16 protein-coding genes and 2 pseudogenes are annotated in these 18,217 nt (G+C 52.4%); 14 read left to right on the top strand and 4 right to left on the bottom strand.

The features are described from left to right. The first annotated feature begins 19 nt into the window (after window positions 1-19). Genes V8J88_RS02035 through V8J88_RS02045 form a run of 3 tightly spaced genes read left to right on the top strand, consistent with a single transcriptional unit; the run spans window position 20 to window position 5,155 of the window. The gene (locus tag V8J88_RS02035; protein WP_338847476.1) at window positions 20-463 is read left to right on the top strand and encodes a hypothetical protein; all 444 of its coding nucleotides are present in this window, start codon (window positions 20-22) and stop codon (window positions 461-463) included. A gap of 21 nt (window positions 464-484) precedes the next feature. Continuing rightward, a complete protein-coding gene (locus V8J88_RS02040; protein ID WP_338847477.1) occupies window positions 485-4,777 on the top strand; it encodes an RHS repeat-associated core domain-containing protein in 4,293 nt (1,430 codons plus the stop codon). A 9-nt stretch (window positions 4,778-4,786) separates the two neighbouring features. Beyond that, window positions 4,787-5,155: a DUF4288 domain-containing protein gene (locus V8J88_RS02045; RefSeq protein WP_338847478.1), complete on the top strand. Its 369-nt coding sequence runs from the start codon at window positions 4,787-4,789 to the stop codon at window positions 5,153-5,155. 92 nt (window positions 5,156-5,247) lie between these two features. Here the strand turns inward: V8J88_RS02045 and V8J88_RS02050 are convergent, their stop codons facing one another. Continuing rightward, a complete protein-coding gene (locus V8J88_RS02050; protein WP_338847479.1) occupies window positions 5,248-5,475 on the bottom strand; it encodes a hypothetical protein in 228 nt (75 codons plus the stop codon). A 271-nt stretch (window positions 5,476-5,746) separates the two neighbouring features. Between V8J88_RS02050 and V8J88_RS02055 the strand changes: the two genes are divergently transcribed. The 11 genes and pseudogenes from V8J88_RS02055 to V8J88_RS02105 all read left to right on the top strand — a co-directional run bounded on the left by V8J88_RS02055 (window position 5,747) and on the right by V8J88_RS02105 (window position 15,632). Beyond that, window positions 5,747-8,269 (top strand): RHS repeat-associated core domain-containing protein, encoded by a 2,523-nt coding sequence (locus V8J88_RS02055; RefSeq protein WP_338847480.1) that lies wholly within the window; start codon window positions 5,747-5,749, stop codon window positions 8,267-8,269. Window positions 8,270-8,332: 63 nt separating this feature from the next. Beyond that, window positions 8,333-8,629: a transposase gene (locus tag V8J88_RS02060; RefSeq protein WP_338847481.1), complete on the top strand. Its 297-nt coding sequence runs from the start codon at window positions 8,333-8,335 to the stop codon at window positions 8,627-8,629. 27 nt (window positions 8,630-8,656) lie between these two features. After that, a pseudogene (locus V8J88_RS02065) lies at window positions 8,657-10,194 on the top strand (IS3 family transposase). 306 nt (window positions 10,195-10,500) lie between these two features. Next, window positions 10,501-10,938, top strand: a complete 438-nt coding sequence (locus tag V8J88_RS02070) for a hypothetical protein (RefSeq protein ID WP_338847482.1) — start codon at window positions 10,501-10,503, stop codon at window positions 10,936-10,938. 161 nt (window positions 10,939-11,099) lie between these two features. Further along, a pseudogene (locus V8J88_RS02075) lies at window positions 11,100-12,221 on the top strand (IS5 family transposase). Between the two features lie 384 nt (window positions 12,222-12,605). Next, window positions 12,606-13,160: a hypothetical protein gene (locus V8J88_RS02080; RefSeq protein WP_338847483.1), complete on the top strand. Its 555-nt coding sequence runs from the start codon at window positions 12,606-12,608 to the stop codon at window positions 13,158-13,160. Window positions 13,161-13,394: 234 nt separating this feature from the next. After that, window positions 13,395-13,811, top strand: coding sequence for a hypothetical protein (locus V8J88_RS02085; protein ID WP_338847484.1), 417 nt, complete (start codon window positions 13,395-13,397; stop codon window positions 13,809-13,811). Window positions 13,812-13,859: 48 nt separating this feature from the next. After that, a complete protein-coding gene (locus V8J88_RS02090) occupies window positions 13,860-14,372 on the top strand; it encodes a hypothetical protein (RefSeq protein WP_338847485.1) in 513 nt (170 codons plus the stop codon). A gap of 9 nt (window positions 14,373-14,381) precedes the next feature. Next, window positions 14,382-14,888 (top strand): hypothetical protein, encoded by a 507-nt coding sequence (locus V8J88_RS02095; protein ID WP_338847486.1) that lies wholly within the window; start codon window positions 14,382-14,384, stop codon window positions 14,886-14,888. 318 nt (window positions 14,889-15,206) lie between these two features. Beyond that, window positions 15,207-15,449, top strand: a complete 243-nt coding sequence (locus V8J88_RS02100; RefSeq protein WP_338847487.1) for a hypothetical protein — start codon at window positions 15,207-15,209, stop codon at window positions 15,447-15,449. Window positions 15,450-15,476: 27 nt separating this feature from the next. Then, the gene (locus V8J88_RS02105) at window positions 15,477-15,632 is read left to right on the top strand and encodes an RHS repeat domain-containing protein (RefSeq protein ID WP_338847488.1); all 156 of its coding nucleotides are present in this window, start codon (window positions 15,477-15,479) and stop codon (window positions 15,630-15,632) included. 22 nt (window positions 15,633-15,654) lie between these two features. On the opposite strand, the gene V8J88_RS02110 is transcribed toward V8J88_RS02105, so the two are convergent. From V8J88_RS02110 to V8J88_RS02120, 3 genes are all read right to left on the bottom strand, one after another. Then, window positions 15,655-17,277 carry an IS66 family transposase gene (locus V8J88_RS02110; RefSeq protein WP_338844871.1) on the bottom strand — a complete coding sequence of 541 codons (1,623 nt, stop codon included), beginning with the start codon at window positions 17,275-17,277 and terminating at the stop codon, window positions 15,655-15,657. A 119-nt stretch (window positions 17,278-17,396) separates the two neighbouring features. Beyond that, entirely contained in the window at window positions 17,397-17,741 is a 345-nt protein-coding gene (tnpB, locus tag V8J88_RS02115; RefSeq protein ID WP_338844870.1) for an IS66 family insertion sequence element accessory protein TnpB, read from the bottom strand. Beyond that, entirely contained in the window at window positions 17,738-17,992 is a 255-nt protein-coding gene (locus V8J88_RS02120; RefSeq protein ID WP_338844869.1) for a hypothetical protein, read from the bottom strand. The genes tnpB and V8J88_RS02120 overlap by 4 nt, the downstream gene beginning before the upstream one ends. Between the last annotated feature and the right edge of the window lie 225 nt (window positions 17,993-18,217).

Genomic DNA, 18,217 nt, shown 5'->3' on the forward strand with positions numbered 1-18,217 from the left:
CGTCAGGGGAGTGGCGGCGATGAAAATTATAGTTAAAGATATTGAATACGATGATGTTGAATATATTGGTTGTGCAGGACTACCAAGCTATCCAGTGTGCTTTAAAGCAAAACATTTCGAGGGATGGGCGCGGTTTGTTCCATTTTCTGAAAATTTGGAAAAATACATAGATGAGCAAGTGGGGGTTGAAGTTGCATGCGAAAAAGTTACAGATTTTAGTGTTGGTGAATTTTTAAATGAGAAAATTGAAAATCTACCTGAAAAATATTGCTACGCAGTTTGCGGGAGGGTTACTGAGATAGCTCATCATTCGCAACCTGTTGGGAATAAAACAATCTATATTACATCGCATGATGCTGAGTTTTCACTGAGTTGGCTTGATATTGGTGATTGTGATATTAAAAAAGGTGATATTGTAACTTTTAACATTCATGGATTGTCTCTGTGGGATGAGATGATTTGACGCATTGGTGTCGAAGATGATTTGAGCGTCAGCACGCGGCATGGCCCCTTGCGCTGGAAGCGCTATTGGGACGGTACGCACTGGCGCTTTAATTCGCATTGGGAAAGCCTGTCGCAGAGCTGGAGTAATCTGACCTGCAACCGGGTGGATGAAAGCCATCCGCATTCGCCCGGCGGGTATTGGGCGGTAGTGGATATTTCCTGGCAACCCGGGGAAGGCGGCGGCCAACCTGCCCCCCTGTTCACGCCATTTAACAGCCGCTTGAGCGACAACCCGAATGACTATGTGCAAGCGCGCACCATGAATTTGAACTGGCAGCAATTATGCAGCGCGCCAACAGAGGGACAAAGCTATGAGGCCGATGTGGTGCGGCGCATTAATCAGCTGTTTACCGGAAAAAATGGCGAATACGCCTTTGACAACCGCACCATTTTGCGGCACAGAACGGTGCAAGCATATCGCCCCGTCGCTAAGCAGCCGGATGTGCCACAGAGCGAGGCGCAGAATGCAGTAAAACATGCGGCACCCGCTATGCGCAGCTTCAATTCGCCAATTGAAACGGTAAAGGGCTACCGCTTAAGCGACCGCAACGGCGGCTGGGTGGATTACAACGCGCGCGGCGAAATGCTGTCCTGGGGTGATCAGAATGGCAATGCGAGTTGGTTGCTGCGCGATGTGGATGGGCGCTTGATTGCGGTGTTAGGGCACGATGGGCGCACCCTGATGACGCTGCACTACTACCCCAGTACCTTGCTGGCCGAAGTGCGCGATTATCCGGCCCCGGACATCGCGCAAGACCTGCCGCCACGCGTGGTGCGCTACTTCTACGATAGCTTAAACCGCCTGACCGGGGTGGAAGATGTGCTCGGCCATCGCACGCAATACAAATATGATCAATACAGCCGCATTATTAAAATCATTGATCCCGAATTGCACGAGCAGCAATACAGCTACTACCCGTTCGGTTCAGTCAAACAATACATCGCAGCAGATGGTGGGGTGACGGACTACGAATGGGACTACGATACCGACAAAAAACAGTTTGAGAGCAAAATCATCTGGCCACGCGGATTGACGATGCGGCGCACAGAAAGCTATCTGCACGACCGCAGCGGCAGATTGTTAGAGCGTTTTGTGAATGGGCGGCGGGAAGAGAACATCACACGCGACAGCGCCAACAACAGCACCATCAGCACCGATGCGCGCGGCTTCAAGACGGAAGTGCGGCGAAATGAATTTGAACAAGTGGTGGAAATCCGCTACGGCGATAACAGCACAGTCCGGCGCAAATACTCAGCCTCGCATATGCAGTTGCTGGAAGAAGAAGACGAAGCCGGCATCAAAACCCGCTACGAATATGACGCCAAGGGCAATTTACTGAGCAAAACCGAAGCGCTGGACTTACCGGAACAACGTATCACCGAATATGCGCGCAACCCGCAGGGACAGCTCATCAAACTCACACGCAAAGGGCGTACCGAAAGCAATGGGACAGTCACACCGGATGCCGTGCTGCAGATGGAGTATGACGCAGTGGGCCAATTGGCCTTATTGATCGACGCAGAAAACGGCCATTGGCGTTTCAGCTACGACCGCGCCGGCAATTTGCGCAGTGTGAGCAACCCGCTGCGCGAGCGCACCAGCTTCACCTACAATCATGCCGGCCTCTTGTTGGAAGTGACAGACGCGCTGAATCATAAAACCAGCTTTGCGTATGACAAAGTGGGCAATCTGATCAAGCAAACCGATGCGCGCAGCAAAGCATGGCACAGCAAATATGATGGCATGCGCCGCCTGGTGCAGCGCATCAACGCAGTCAACGGGGTCAGCAGCAGCCGCTACTTGCACACCGGATTGGCGCAGGAAGAAGAAGATGAAGACGGGCGTAAGCAGCACTATCAGTATGATAGTTATCAGCGCTTGATGCTGGAGACGGACGATCTCAAGCATCAGACCGAGTATGGTTATCATCTAAGCGGCGATCCGGGCCAGGGGCCAGTGTACACGCCGCTGGAAATTAAATATCCGGGCTACAGTAAAAGCCAGCGCTTTGACGCACGCGAGCGGCTGACCAGCGAAACCATTAAGCATGGCGACAATCTGCAAAGCAGCAGCCACACCAGCAGCCGCAGCTACGACAAGCGCGGCCTGCTGCTGACAGAAACCGACCCCTATCAAAAAACCAGCCAACGCAGTTATGACGGACTGGGACAGATGACCGTGTATGAAGACAGGCTCAAAGGCAAAACCATCCTGAGCTACGATGCGCGCGGCAATCTGCTGCAAGTGGAAGACGCCCGTGGCAAACAATACCGCTATGAATACGACCGCAACGATAAAGTGGTGAAAGAAATCCGTCCCCTGGGCCAGGAAATCGCCTACGTCTGGGACGCCGCAGGACGCTTGCAAAGCCGGACAGATCCCTTGCGCAATAAAGTTCAATACAGCTGGGATGCGGTGGGGCGCTTGCGTCAAGTCGAGCATATCAGCGCCGCCGGCGAGCTGCGCCGCAGCATCACCTTCAGCTACGACGAAGTAGGCAATCTCTTGCAATGGCAAGAGCAGGATCATGCGCGCCAGCAGAGCAGCCAGGCGCAGATGACTTATGACGACGCCAACCGCAAGCTGACAGAAACCCTGCGCTGGCCGAATCAAGTCAGCCAAGGCTATGAATATGCATACAGCAAAGGCGGCAAAAAAACCGCGCTGATCTGGCCGGACGGCACGCGGATTGCATATGACTACAGCAAACATGGGCGCCTGCAAAGCGTGCAGATTCCGGGCGAAGGCAGTTTGAGCGTCAACGCCTGGAACTGGCTGATGCCGGCCAAAACCACCCTGCCGGGCGGCAGCGTACAAGAAGCGCAGTATGACGGCGTATTGAATTTACGCGGCCTGCAACTGAAAAATCCAGCGCAACAAAACGTGCTGAGTTTGGAAAACCGCTATGGCAAAGCGTTTGAATTAACACAGCGCAGCCGCAGCCAGGCCGAAGGCAGTTGGCAGGAAAGCTTCCAATACGACCATGAACAGCGCCTGACACAAGCTGCGCGCAGCGGCAGCCTGGGTGAAGAAACGCAAAGCTTCACGCTGGATGGCGTAGCCAACCGGATGCAACATTCACGCACCGAAGGCGCCTGGGAATACGACGCGAACAACCGCTTGCTGCGACGCGGCAGCGGGGCCAACGCCACGCGTTACGACTGGGACGACAATGGCGCGCTGCAACGCCGCAGCGAAGGCGGCAATCAGGTGCAGCAATACATCCATGATGAAGAAAACCGTTTAAGCGAAGTACGCGACGGCGCCGGCAAGCTGATCGCACGTTACGGCTACGACCCGATGCACCGGCGCATCTGGAAAGAACAATTCCGTGACAGACAAGGCAATGCGTTGGGACAGGCGCTGCGCACGCTGTATCTGTACAACGACGAAGGCCTGCTGGCCGAAAGCACGCAGCCTATCAACCTCCAAGCCGATGGCAGCGCAGTCAGCACAGGCGAAGTCCAGATTCAAGCGCAATACGGCGCCGAGCCGGGTACAATGTTCGGCACGTCGTATCAATTCGCCAAGCTGAAAGCCGGCAACGGCGAAAGCAAATTCGTCTATCTGCAAAACGACCACCTGGGCGCGCCGATACTGGCGACGGACAAAGAAGGGACGGTGCAGTGGAGCATGCGGGCGGATGTGTTCGGCATGGAAAACCAGGTGTGGACGGATGCGGGCCAGGGCGTCAAGCTGAATTTCCGCTTTCCGGGGCAGTATGCGGATGAAGAGACCGGGTTCTTTTATAATTGGCACAGGTATTATGATCCGGGGGTGGGGAGGTATATCCAATCTGATCCGATTGGGTTTAAAGGGGGGATGAATACGTATGCTTATGTGGGCGGAAATCCGCTTTCGTATTCCGATCCGCTTGGTCAAAGTGCTGTCGCGATCCCGTTGGGAACTGTCGGCGGTACTGCTTCTGTAGCAAGCAATCCTGCTGGTTGGATTGTGGTTGCGGGTCTTGGAGGCTATGTAGTTGGGACTGAGATTTATAACCGATGGGGTGATGCCATTGGTACAGGTGTGGAATGGGTGTTCGGCGATCCGTTGCTCGCATCGCGGGAACAAGGGCGAAACTACATAACTGCGCAAGCCAGAAGCGAAGGGCGAGCAATGGGTATGGAACCCTGTGAGTATTACCGCTGGCTAAAAGAGCAGCCCGGTTACAAAGGAAATACCCAAAAAATCAAAGATATCGAAAAGGCCGAAAAATTTGATGGTTGCCGGAATAAAGAAAAACGGCGCAACATCTACAACTGCGGATAAGGGGTAACTATGCTTTGGTTTGGCGCGCACATTGTTATGCGAGTTTTTTACAAAGATGGCGATCAAGACAATTGTCTCGTAATGGAAAATGTCATATTGATATCTGCCAATGATGATGAGGAGGCGGAACAAAAGGCGGAAACGATTGGCCGATCACTCGAAGGCGATAGCGAAGGGACATTTACTTGGAAAAATAGGCCCGCATACTGGGGCTTTGTCGGGGTGCGTAAACTTGTTGAGATACGAAATTCAAAGAGTTCAAATGACGAGGTGGATGATGCCAGCGAAATTAGCTATTCGATCCTTGATATTGAATCCGTTGAACTACTCCGCAAATTTATGGAAGGTGAAGAGATTACATTAAAGGTTGTTGAGTAATTTAAGTATCTGAAATTATCGGTTTCATTTGAGTGTTTTTAAAAAGCCTCGCGTTCGGCATCGCCGGTCGCGGGGCTTTCTTCATTCTTGGCTCAGCGTTTCTTGCGGCGCTTGCCGTGCGGTTTTGCGGTGGCGCTATTTGCCTGCCGGCTCTTGGCCAGAATGTCATCAATCAGCGCCACCATTTGCATGCGTTCGGTTGGCGTGAGTTCCTTGATCAATTGCATGATGCGGCCGCCAAAGTCATTCTGCTGGCAAGTGTGGCGTTGCGGGCTGTCGGCGCAGGTGGGGCCGGCGGCGTCTGATGTGGGGTGTGTCATGATCATGTCCTTTCGCGTAGATTGTCTTTCTCTATTTCTTTAAAAAAGCATCCCCATCCCCGGCTGGCGCCGGGGGGGGAATCTGCTTCTTTCTTCGCCGCTTGGTTTGCAGCTAAAAGAAAAAGCCTTACGGGACAGGCATGGCCGCGTGCAGCGGCCGCGCTGCGGTGGTGATCACCAGCTTGCGCTCGCCCACTTTCACCAGTACGCGCACGCCCTGCGCAAAACCTGCATCTTCCAGCCCCAGCCGGCCAAGCGCAGCATGGTGTGAATGCCGCTGATGGAGCGCGGCACCGTCAATTGGCTTTCCGGTTTGGGGTGGATGAGGTTGCGGGTGGTGCGTGGCCGGCTTAGCCATAAAACCAGCTTTGCGTATGACAAAGTGGGCAATCTGATCAAGCAAACCGATGCGCGCAGCAAAGACTGGCACAACAAATATGATGGCATGCGGCGCCTGGTGCAGCGCATCAACGCCGTCAACGGGGTCAGCAGCCGTCGCTACTGGCACACCGGGCTGGCGCAGGAAGAAGAGGATGAAGACGGGCGCAAACAGCACTATCTGTATGACAATTATCTGCGCCTGATACAGGAAACGGATGATCTCAAGCATCAGACAGAGTACAGCTATTATCTGAACAGCGATCCGGGCCAGGGGCCAGTGTACACGCCGCTGGAAATTAAATATCCGGGCTACAGTAAAAGCCAGCGCTTTGACGCACGCGAGCGGCTGACCAGCGAAACCATCAAGCAGGGTGACAATCTGCAAAGCAGCAGCCACACCACCAGCCGCAGCTACGACAAGCGCGGCCTGCTGCTGACAGAAACCGACCCCTATCAAAAAACCAGCCAACGCAGTTATGACGGACTGGGACAGATGACCGTGTATGAAGACAGGCTCAAAGGCAAAACCATGCTGAGCTACGATGCGCGCGGCAATCTGCTGCAAGTGGAAGACGCCCGTGGCAAACAATACCGCTATGAATACGACCGCAACGATAAAGTGGTGAAAGAAATCCGTCCCCTGGGCCAGGAAATCGCCTACGTCTGGGACGCCGCAGGACGCTTGCAAAGCCGCACAGATCCCTTGCGCAATAAAGTTCAATACAGCTGGGATGCGGTGGGGCGCTTGCGTCAAGTCGAGCATATCAGCGCCGCTGGCGAGCTGCGCCGCAGCATCACCTTCAGCTACGACGAAGTAGGCAATCTCTTGCAATGGCAAGAGCAGGATCATGCGCGCCAGCAGAGCAGCCAGGCGCAGATGACTTATGACGACGCCAACCGCAAGCTGACAGAAACCCTGCGCTGGCCGAATCAAGTCAGCCAAGGCTATGAATATGCATACAGCAAAGGCGGCAAAAAAACCGCGCTGATCTGGCCGGACGGCACACGGATTGCATATGACTACAGCAAACATGGGCGCCTGCAAAGCGTGCAGATTCCGGGCGAAGGCAGTTTGAGCGTCAACGCCTGGAACTGGCTGATGCCGGCCAAAACCACCTTGCCGGGCGGCAGCGTACAAGAAGCGCAGTATGACGGCGTATTGAATTTACGCGGCCTGCAACTGAAAAATCCAGCGCAACAAAACGTGCTGAGTTTGGAAAACCGCTATGGCAAAGCGTTTGAATTAACACAGCGCAGCCGCAGCCAGGCCGAAGGCAGTTGGCAGGAAAGCTTCCAATACGACCATGAACAGCGCCTGACGCAAGCTGCGCGCAGCGGCAGCCTGGGCGAAGAAACGCAAAGCTTCACGCTGGATGGCGTAGCCAACCGGACGCAACATTCACGCACCGAAGGCGCCTGGGAATACGACGCCAACAACCGCTTGCTGCGACGCGGCAGCGGGGTCAACGCCACGCGTTACGACTGGGACGACAATGGCGCGCTGCAACGCCGCAGCGAAGGCGGCAATCAGGTGCAGCAATACATCCATGATGAAGAAAACCGTTTAAGCGAAGTACGCGACGGCGCCGGCAAGCTGATCGCACGTTACGGCTACGACCCGATGCACCGGCGCATCTGGAAAGAACAATTCCGTGACAGACAAGGCAATCCACTGGGACAAGCCTTACGCACGCTGTATCTGTATAGCGACGAAGGCCTGCTGGCCGAAAGCACCCAGCCTATCAGCCTGCAGGCAGATGGCAGCGCAGTCAGCACAGGCGAAGTCCAGATTCAAGCGCAATACGGCGCCGAGCCGGGTACAATGTTCGGCACGTCGTATCAATTCGCCAAGCTGAAAGCCGGCAACGGCGAAAGCAAATTCGTCTACCTGCAAAACGACCACCTGGGCGCACCGATGCTGGCGACGGACAAAGAAGGGGCGGTGCAGTGGAGCATGCGGGCGGATGTGTTCGGCATGGAAAACCAGGTGTGGACGGATGCAGGCCAGGGCGTCAAGCTGAATTTCCGCTTTCCGGGGCAGTATGCGGATGAAGAGACCGGGTTCTTTTATAATTGGCACAGGTATTATGATCCGGGGGTGGGGCGGTATATTCAATCCGATCCGATTGGGTTAAGCGACGAAATGACGACTTATTCGTATGTTGCTGGAAGTCCTCTATCTGCTATTGATCCATTAGGACTACAACGTAGAGGGCTACCGCCTCCACAGAGCTCAAATAACAATTCTGTAACTATTGCAAGGGCAAACAATTTAATCAGAGATATTCAGCAGTATGAGCCAAATTTCACATATCAAACTTTTCGACCGAACAGTGGGCCTAATAGTCATTCCATTACACACATCTCCGCAGGACGCCCTGAACGCGGCCAGAAATCCGTTTACATTCAATGAGTTGCACGCCCGCTTGTAAACTTACCGGATTTCGCGTTTACTCACATCTTTTGGGCGGCGCACGTGAGCAGAAAGCAAGCAGCACAGAGTTGGACCGACGATGAGTTTGGCGGACTCGATCTTGGCGATGCCCGCCTTAACAACAGGGCGAGAAAATTGATGGAAACATTCGCGACCAAACCGAAGGCCAGCATTCCCGAAGCATGCGACAACTGGACGGAGACGCAAGCGGCCTACCGCTTTATGGCCAATCCGGAGGTGACATGGGATGGCATTCTGGCGCCACATTGGGCGCGCACCATGGAACGCATGGCCCCCCGTGTCAAAATAGTTGTCGCCTCCAGTGATTTGGAGTTCTAATCCATCCCGGGGGCGATGGAACAGACGATAATGAAATACACACAAGAGAAGAAAGAACATGTGCTCAAGCTGATGAGCGCACCACAAAACAAGTCTGTGGCCGAGGTCGCTGAGATAAGCGGCGTGCCAGAGGCTACGCTTTACCTGTGGCGGAAGCAGGCCCGTGAAGCCGGTCGTGTTGTGCCTGGCGACGGACAAAACCCCGAGCAATGGCGTGCTGCGGACAAATTTGCTGCAGTACTGGAAGCGGCGCCGCTGAACGAAGCAGAGCTGGCTGAGTATTGCCGCCGTAAAGGCTTGCTGGTAGCGCAACTGGAGCGCTGGCGCACAGAAATGCACGCTGCGCTTAGCAGCCAGAGCAGTCAAGCCGATGCTGCAGCCCGGGCCAAAGACAAAAAGCGCATCAAGGAGCTGGAAAAGGATTTGCGGCGTAAAGAAAAAGCGCTGGCGGAAACAGCGGCCTTGCTGGTTCTGTCCCGAAAGTACGAGGCGCTGGGGATCGACGGCGAGGACGCATGACTGCGTTGCCCCAGCGCCTTGAAATGATCGCCGATATTCTGCAGGCCCGGAAGGCTGGTGCGCGTTTAGCATTGGCATGCGCCGAACTCGGTCTAAGCGTGCGCACCTTGGAACGTTGGCGTTGTGACGGTGAAATTCGTCCTGACGGCCGACCGGAGGCAGAGCGGCCAGCGCCTGCGCACAAACTGTCTGATGAAGAACGTCAGCGCATCCTGCAACTGTGTCATGAACCGCGCTTTGCCGATTTGCCGCCAGCGCAGATCGTGCCGCGGCTGGCCGACGAGGGAGCGTATGTGGCATCGGAATCGTCGTTCTATCGTGTGCTGAGAAGCGCCGACCAGCAGCATCACCGGGGTCGCAGCAAGGCTCCTGTGGCCAGCGAGCCGGTGCGCCATGTCGCCCATGGCCCCAACCAGGTCTGGAGCTGGGACGTGACGTACCTGCCCAGCCGGGTGCGCGGCCAGTATTTTTATCTGTATGCCGTGCTCGATATTTACAGCCGCAAACTGGTCGCATGGGAAGTCCACGAGCGGGAAAATGGTGAGGAAGCTGCTTTACTGATTGAGCGCGCCTGCTGGCGTGAACAGCGCCGCTGCACGCCATTGGTGCTGCATGCCGATAACGGTGCTGCGCAAACTTCGCACACGCTCAAGAGCAAGTTGGAAATGCTGGGCATCGGCTCCTCGCATAGCCGGCCTGGCGTCTCCGATGACAATGCCCATATCGAAGCGTGGTTCCGCACCTGTAAATATGCGCCCAGCTATCCAGCCAAAGGCTTTGAGAGCATCGCGCAGGCTCGGGATTGGACACTGCAATTTGTGACTTGGTACAACTGCACCCATTTGCACAGCGCCTTGGCCTATGTGACGCCGGAGCAGCGCCATACGGGCGCCGCCAATGCGATCCTGGAGCGCCGACGCGACGTTTATGCCGAAGCCCGGCAACGCCATCCGCTGCGCTGGAAGCGTCATACACGGCCCTGGCTGGCGCCCAATGAGGTCTGGCTTAATCCGCCATCAAAGCTGGACCAGCGCATGGTTGCTTAATCGATTTTTTGCGACAACTACCTTGACACGCTCCGGTGACGGAATACCAAAAAATGGCGGTGCGCTGCCAATGTGGGCAGGTGCATACAGGTGAATATCCAAGCGGGGTAACGGAAAATGTTCAGTACGGCCCCAACTGTATATTTCATCATCGTCAGTTCCATCGCCCCCGGCATGGATTAGAACTCCAAATCACTGGAGGCGATAACTATTTTTGCCTATGGGTACAATCTCAGATTAACCGTGTTCCATATCCAATTGCGGCGGTAGCTTATGTTGCAGGGGCAGCTGCTGTAAATGCGAGCGATGAGTGTGAGTGTAAAAATGACTAACGGGGGGGGTATGATTTTTGATATGTTGCGGGGGTTTTTTTTTGGTGTTTTCAATAAATTAGAAAAAAATATTTTGAATGCAGTTTCTAATGCGCTGGATGAGGAAAGACGGAATATTTTCCGCGATCAAATAGAACGGATTAACTTGCTCCGACGAGATCCTAACGGGAATGAAACTATCTTTTATTGGATGAAGAGAGGCAAGCCATGCCGAGATTTTCCTTTGATGTTTTCAACTGGGAAAAAGGAAGTTTGCCTGGCAAAAGTTCACATTCGTTACTACGGGAGAACCCTTCCTGCATTAGTAATGTTGCTGGATGGCGCAATTTTTAGAATTAAATACAGTCAGTCAGTTGTGAAATTTGATGTTATGGATAATTTTTCGATTGAAGATGTGAAAATTTTCAACTGAAATGGTGTTTTTGGCTCAGTTCGTAATGTGCAATAGCCGCAGGCGTATTGCACTATCAGCAGACAGTTTAGCTGTTACAGGGTGTTGAAAAACCCTCAGCCATGTCAACCAAAGCTTGAGCGTAAACATTAAGCAAAAACCATTATCAAGCCAGGCTCACCATGCGCAGCGCAGATATCACACAATACAAACTATTCAGCTATCACGACCTTGAAAGCCGGATACCGTTGCAGCATCCGATCCGCAAACTGCGGGTGATGGTGGATGGAATTTTGCGACTGATGGATGAAGAGTTTGCAAAATTGTATTCGTTCACGGGCAGGCCATCCATCGCACCAGAACGATTGTAGCGGGCGAGCCTTCTACAGGTCATGTTCACAATACGATCAGAAAGGCAGTTGGTTCAGCACATCGAATACAACTTGCTTTATCGCTGGTTTGTCGGGTTGAACATTGATGAGGAAGTTTGGGATCATTCGACGTTCAGCGCCAATAGGGAGAGGCTTTTTAACGAGAAGATCGCGCAGAAATTCTTTAGCTATGTGTTGCGAATAGCAGAGTGGCGCAAGCTGGTTTCAAATGAGCACTTCAGCGTGGATGGCACATTGATAGAAGCTTGGGCATCGATGAAGAGTTTCGTGAAGAAAGATGACGATAGTGCGCCGCAAAGTAACCCGCCATCAGACGGAGAGCGCAATCCATCAGTTGATTTCAACGGCGAAAAACGAAGCAATACAACGCATCAATCGAGCACTGATCCGGAAGCAAGGCTGTACAAAAAATCTGAAGGGGACAAAGCAAGGCTTTGTCATATGGGACACGTGCTGATGGAAAACCGAAACGGATTGACCCTCGATACGCCCGTCACTTTGGCGACAGGTACGGAAGAACGAGAGGCTGCGCTGCAAATGGCGGAGCGCACGGTAAAAAGAGTGGGGGCCACGCTGGCAGCAGACAAGGCTTACGACGCAAAAGAGTTTGTTGAAGACGTGCGTAAGTTGAAGATCACGCCGCATGTGGCGCAAAAGAAAAATAGCATTGCGATTGACGCCCGCACCACACGACATAAAGGCTATGCCATGAGCATCAAAAAGCGCAAGATTATCGAAGAGAGTTTTGGCTGGGCGAAGACGATTGGCGGATTGCGTAAGACACGATTTGTCGGCTTGGCCAAAATCAAATGTCAGACGATCTTCACTTTTGCTGCGTACAATTTGACGCGCATGGCGACGCTGTTTGGGTGGCCTTTATCGGGCTTCGGACACCCTCAGTACGTCTGGTGAGAGAGAAAATGGCCGAAAAAAGTTGGAAAATGATGATTTCCTGAAATTTTCGATTCTATTTTTAAAGCATTTCCACAAAAAATCATGCATTAATTGAAATATGAGCGGAAATTTTTCCATTTCTCAATTTTTCCACTCAATAAGGACGTGAGAATTTCAACACCCTGTTAAGGAAATACTGATTTAATACCCGTTATGGGTGTGTTACGGTAGATAAAACTCAGCCAGAAGGGGCGGAAAAATGGAGGCATATGAGAAACATAATCGATGGAACAGTGAAAGGGACTGTTGCTGTTCGAAAAGGCCCGCATTGGTTGAATGGTGCGCAAAATGTAATTTATTATGGAATTATGATAATAAAATGAATTAAGGTAGGTTATTCAAATGATTTGGAAAAAATCTGTTTCCACAGAGGAATGCACCAAGTATTTTTTAATCAATTGCTACATCGAGCTTATGAGTAGAAAGATTGCAAAGAGATTGGCTTTAATTTTTATACTGTTGATTATTTTGTGTTGTGTTATTGGGTGGACTATTTTTATTTATAATGCTACATCTGAAGTACCTGTCAATGTACGTCGGAATGTGCAAGCGGTTGTAATGGCTGAGCTGAGAAGCTCAGCCATTGGCGATTATTCATGGGAAAATGAACTTCTTGAACAATCAAAATTAGTGAAATCTATGCCACTTGAAGATAGGGTAAATTATTACCGGGAAATTTTGGTGAGATTTGATTTTGATAATTATCGAGGGGTTTTTATGGAAGAAGATGTTATAGCTGATGACTTTTCGCATCTTTATTTGCATCTTATGGAGTATAAAAAAACAAAAAATTATGAAATGTTATTTTTTGATGGAAAAAGACGATTAAATGATTGGATAATGGTTTTGCAAATAATAGTTAAAAATAAGTGTCGAAAAGACGCGGGGGAATGTTGACTGAATGAACGGGAACTTGCGTGCGCTGGCACGCGAATTCCTGCTCGATTGGGATCGCAATCTTTGAATTCAAGATTTGAATTCATGAGCCACATTCAGCGTGCAAAGCATTTACCCACATGGATGAAGATCGGAACCGCTGGTGTTGCTTCATTTGGAGCAGGAATAGCGATAGGATCTGGTTGCGACTGTGAGTGAAAGATTGATAATAAATAAATATTTTCTGGAGGAGATATGAAATTTCCTGTCTTCATTTGTATTGGAAAATCATTGATTTATGTGAATAAGGACTTCTTTGAAGGTATTGGACATCTTGATATTGAGGGTAGTGTGTTAGATATGAGTGTCACCAAAACTGGGAGATCGGAGCTGAATTGGATTTTAGATTCAGACGGAGTCTTCTTTAAGTTGAACTCAGAAGGGTTGTGTGAGCGAAATTTCTGGCAAAAAATGAAGCTTTTCAGAAGTAAGGAACGACTTAGGATTTCTGCGGGAAAGAAAATTTCTGTAGGGGAATTTTTATTGCTTATAGATAATTTGCAAGATAGATTTGAGGAAATGATGGTGGTTTATGATTTAAAGAAAAATTTAGCATTAATTAATATGGAATATATTCTGGATGGTGAAATGATACGAAAATGTTTGATATGAGGTTGCGACGGCGCCGGCAAGCTGATCGCACGTTACGGCTACGACCCGATGCACCGGCGCATCTGGAAAGAACAATTCCGTGACAGACAAGGCAATGCGTTGGGACAGGCGCTGCGCACGCTGTATCTGTACAACGATGAAGGCCTGCTGGCCGAAAGCACGCAGCCTATCAGCCTGCAAGCCGATGGCAGCGCAGTCAGCACAGGCGAAGTCCAGATTCAAGCGCAATACGGCGCCGTGCCGGGCACAATGTTCGGTACGTCGTATCAATTCGCCAAGCTGAAAGCCGGCAACGGCGAAAGCAAATTCGTCTATCTGCAAAACGACCACCTGGGCGCGCCGATACTGGCGACGGACAAAGAAGGGGCGGTGCAGTGGAGCATGCGGGCGGATGTGTTCGGCATGGAAAACCAGGTGTGGACGGATGCTGGGCAGGGGATCAAGCTGAATTTCAGATTTCCGGGGCAGTATGCGGATGAAGAGACCGGGTTCTTTTATAATTGGCACAGGTATTATGATCCGGGGGGGGGAGGTATATCCAGTCCGATCCGATTGGGTTGAATGGGGGGGATGAATACATACGCCTATGTGCTGGGAAACCCTTTAAATTATGTTGATCCTTTTGGCTTAGATATCATGGTCATAACAGGGGGTGTTCGTGATGGCAGTGCTAATGTGTTTGGGCACGTTGGAGCAGCAGTGCAAGGTTTCGGCATGGCTAGCTACGGGAACGACACAGATTTAGGTAGCTCAGTTTTTGATTACATTTCGAGTCAAAGCATGGCGCGTAATCAGCAGATCACAATTATTCCGACAACTCCGCAGCAGGATGAGTTGGCGCGAGCCTTTATAAGGAAGCATCCGAAGAAGAACGATGTAGGTAAGTTCGATAATTGTGCAGTACGGACAAACGAACTTCTCAATGCTGCGGGTATCCGGACAAAAGGAGTTCCATTTCCAGGAGGCCTTGCCCGAGATGTGCAAAGCATACCAGGCGCAACAACCTATTTTATTCCTCAACATGGGACAATCCCTCTTCCCATAGTCAACGTGCTTCCCAAATTCGATGGCAAGTGATTAAAATGCGAAAAATATCACTTAAGAGGATTTTTTTGGGGTTGCTTTTGATAACCCCAATTTTGTACATCACATCTTGCAACTTGGTCACTACAAGTAGAGCAAGTGCGTTTGCAATTATCAATGCTGGGGATACGGGGGCTACAGTCATAGACCGCTTTGGCCCCCCATCTCACATTGAGCGATCAGGTACTTTATTCACTCGCTATACATCAAAACAGTGCCAGCACCCTTGTGTTGAGCGATTGTGGTATGAGAATCGACTGTCGTTTGATATGGAAGCATGGTCAGTTACGTTAGATTCCCAAGGCAAAGTGCTTGAAAAAACTCATTGGGTATCTCCATAGGGGAAGCACAGGCGAAGTCCAGATTCAAGCGCAATACGGCGCCGAGCCGGGCACAATGTTCGGTACGTCATATCAGTTCGCCAAGCTGAAAACCGGCAACGGCGAAAGCAAATTCGTCTATCTGCAAAACGACCACCTGGGCATCAAGGCCGTTGAAATGGCCGGCCCGGTTTTATCGTGCCAACGCGTAACGGTGGTAAATGGATGCGGGTGAAATGTAAATGAGCGTGGCAAAGGTGCGTTGTACTACGACTGCGCCGGCAATCTGCGCAGTGTGAGCAAGCCGCTGCGCGAGTGCTCCAGCTTCACCTGCAATCATGCCGGACTCTTGCTGGAAGTGACAGACACACTCAGTCATAAAACCAGCTTTTCGTATGACAAAGCGGGCAATCTGTAAGCGCCCAACGCCCCCATCTCGATCAGACCTGAATCACAGACCCAAGCGGCAATAGCTCATCCAAGCGATTGGCTGGCCAAGTGGGCAATTTGTTGAGCGTATCAAGCAGCCATTCGTATGGATCAAGGCCATTAAGCTTTGCCGTGGCCAGCAAAGACATGATGCAAGAGGCGCGATGGCCGGCGCGTTCTGTGCCGTAAAACAGCCAGTTCTTGCGCCCGATGGCCACCGGGCGCAAGGCATTTTCCGCCGCATTATTATCTATCGGCAAATCCCCGCTGTGTGCATAGCGCACCCGCGCAGGCCATCGGCTGAGGGTGTACACGATCGCTTTTTGCAAGCCGGAGGACGGACTGGCGCGGGCGCTGGTTTCATTCAGCCAGGTCTCGAATTCCGCTAACAGAGGCAGACTTTTTTCCCGTCGCAAATCCGCGCGTTGTTCTACGCACATGTCTTTTGCTTCGCGCTCAATTTCATATAACTGAGCAAAGCGATGCAAGGCTTCGGTGGTGATGGGCGTTGGACGTGCTGCGTGCAAATCGAAGAATTTGCGCCGCGCATGCGCCATACAGCCCAGCTCCACCACGCCGCCAGCAAATAATGCCTGATAGCCGGAATACGCATCCGCCATCAAATAGCCGCTCCAGCCCGCCAGCATGTTGCGCGCGTGCTGTCCCTGGCGTGATGGCTGATAGTCATACACCACAATCCGTGGCCCAGGCTCCATATCGTTGCTGCGGTACACCCATTGATAGCCGCGCTCGGTTTTGCCGGTTTTCGGCGCTAATTGCGCCACCGGCGTTTCATCGGCATGCAAGCAGCGCCGCTGTCGCAACAATTGCGCCAAGCGATCCGCCAACGGCGCCAGCGCCACGCCTGTACGTCCTACCCACTGCGCCAGCTTGGTGCGGGACAGGGGCACATTATGGCGCTCACCGATCTGCTCCAGGCGATACAGCGGCAGATGATCGAGATATTTCGACACCAGCAACCAAGCCAGCACATCGTGCTCAACGCCGCCGCCGTCAATAATCGACGGTGCGCTGGGCGCCTGATGAATGGATTGGCAAGCCTGACAGGCATATTTCGGATAGCGGTGACGCTTGACGCTGAACACTGCCGGCTGCACCGATAATTTTTCTGTGACATCTTCGCCAACTTTGCGCATCGCTTTGCCGCATTCCGGGCAGTCGCAACTGGCCGGCTCGTGCAACACGTCTTCGCGCGGCAAGTGCGCCGCCAGCGGCAGGCGACCAGGGCGCTTTTGTTTGACCGCTTCTTTTTTTGGGGACGCTGCTGCGAGCTTATCCAACTCGGCTTGCAGCGCCTCAATATCGGCATCCAAATCTTGCTCAAACAAATCGCGCTGCGTGCTGTCAGCCATGCGCTCACTCTTGATGCCGTAACGCATGCGGCGCAAGTACGTGACTTCTTGATGGAGTTTTTCGTTTTGCTGGCGCAGTTGATCCGCATAGCTTTGCACTTGTGCGGCTTGCTGCTCTGCATGTGTGGCGCGTTGTGCGAATGCAGCAGCTTTTTGCTCTGCCTGCGTGGCTTGCTCAATGAGCGCCAACAGCTCTTCCCGTAGCGGGGACGGGATGCCTTCGGTGTGTTGCAAGCGGTGTTTTTGCGCAATGAAATCCATGCCTGAAGTGTAACGCTTTCAAGCGCTTTTTCCTGCGTAAACACCATCTTTTTTGCGGTTTCTTTCATGGGATTTTTTTACCTGATCAAGAACCAGTCGGATCGTTGCCAAAGCGCATTTCAATACAGCCAGGCGGGGATGTGGGCAGCGCTCAGACGGCGCCAATCCACGCCTTTACACAGCCATTCCCATTGTTCTGTGTTGAGCAGAAACACTTGCGCGCCCGGTTCCGGCCAGGTGAAGCCGCCTTGATGCAGACGGCGCTGGCACAGCCAAATGCCGCTGGCGTCAAACACCAGCGCCTTGAGGCGATTGTTGCGCCGGTTGCGAAACACGTATGCAGCGCCATCCGACGGCGTGCGTCCCAAGCTGTGCTGAATGCGCGCGGCCAGGCTATCGATGCCGGCGCGCATATCCATCGCTTCTTGCACCAGCCAGATTTGCTTAGGCTGCGGCCAGCTCACGCCAGTTCTCGCAATAAAGCAGCCAGCCATTGCGCCGGAACATGCAGCGGAATATGCAGCCGCTGCGCGCCGCATTCCAGCGTCAGATTGCCGCTGATGGGGGCAGAAATGGCGCCAGTTGGCGCTTGTGCGGCAACCAAGGTCAGCGGCGCGCTTTCAGATCCGCTGCGGCTGCGCTTGATCCAGTATTGCAGGACCGGCAGATTGATTTCGTGCTGCCGGCAATACGCGCTTTGCGTTTGCCCACTCATGCGCCACGCCCGCACGTGCGCGAGCCATTCTTCTCTGCTTTTCTTCGGTGATTTGCTTTGCATACTTGCCCCTCCTGTTTGATGGGCACAGCATGCGCGGGTTTTGTGGGCTTGGGGAGATGGGGCGGTTGGGCGCTTACGGCAATCTGATCAAGCGTGCCGATGTGCCAAGCAATGCATGGCAGTATCTTCAATTCCATCAGTTGCTATGTGTCTATGTGCATT

Source organism: Massilia sp. W12 (assembly GCF_037300705.1).
In the GTDB taxonomy this organism is placed as follows: Bacteria; Pseudomonadota; Gammaproteobacteria; order Burkholderiales; family Burkholderiaceae_D; genus JACPVY01.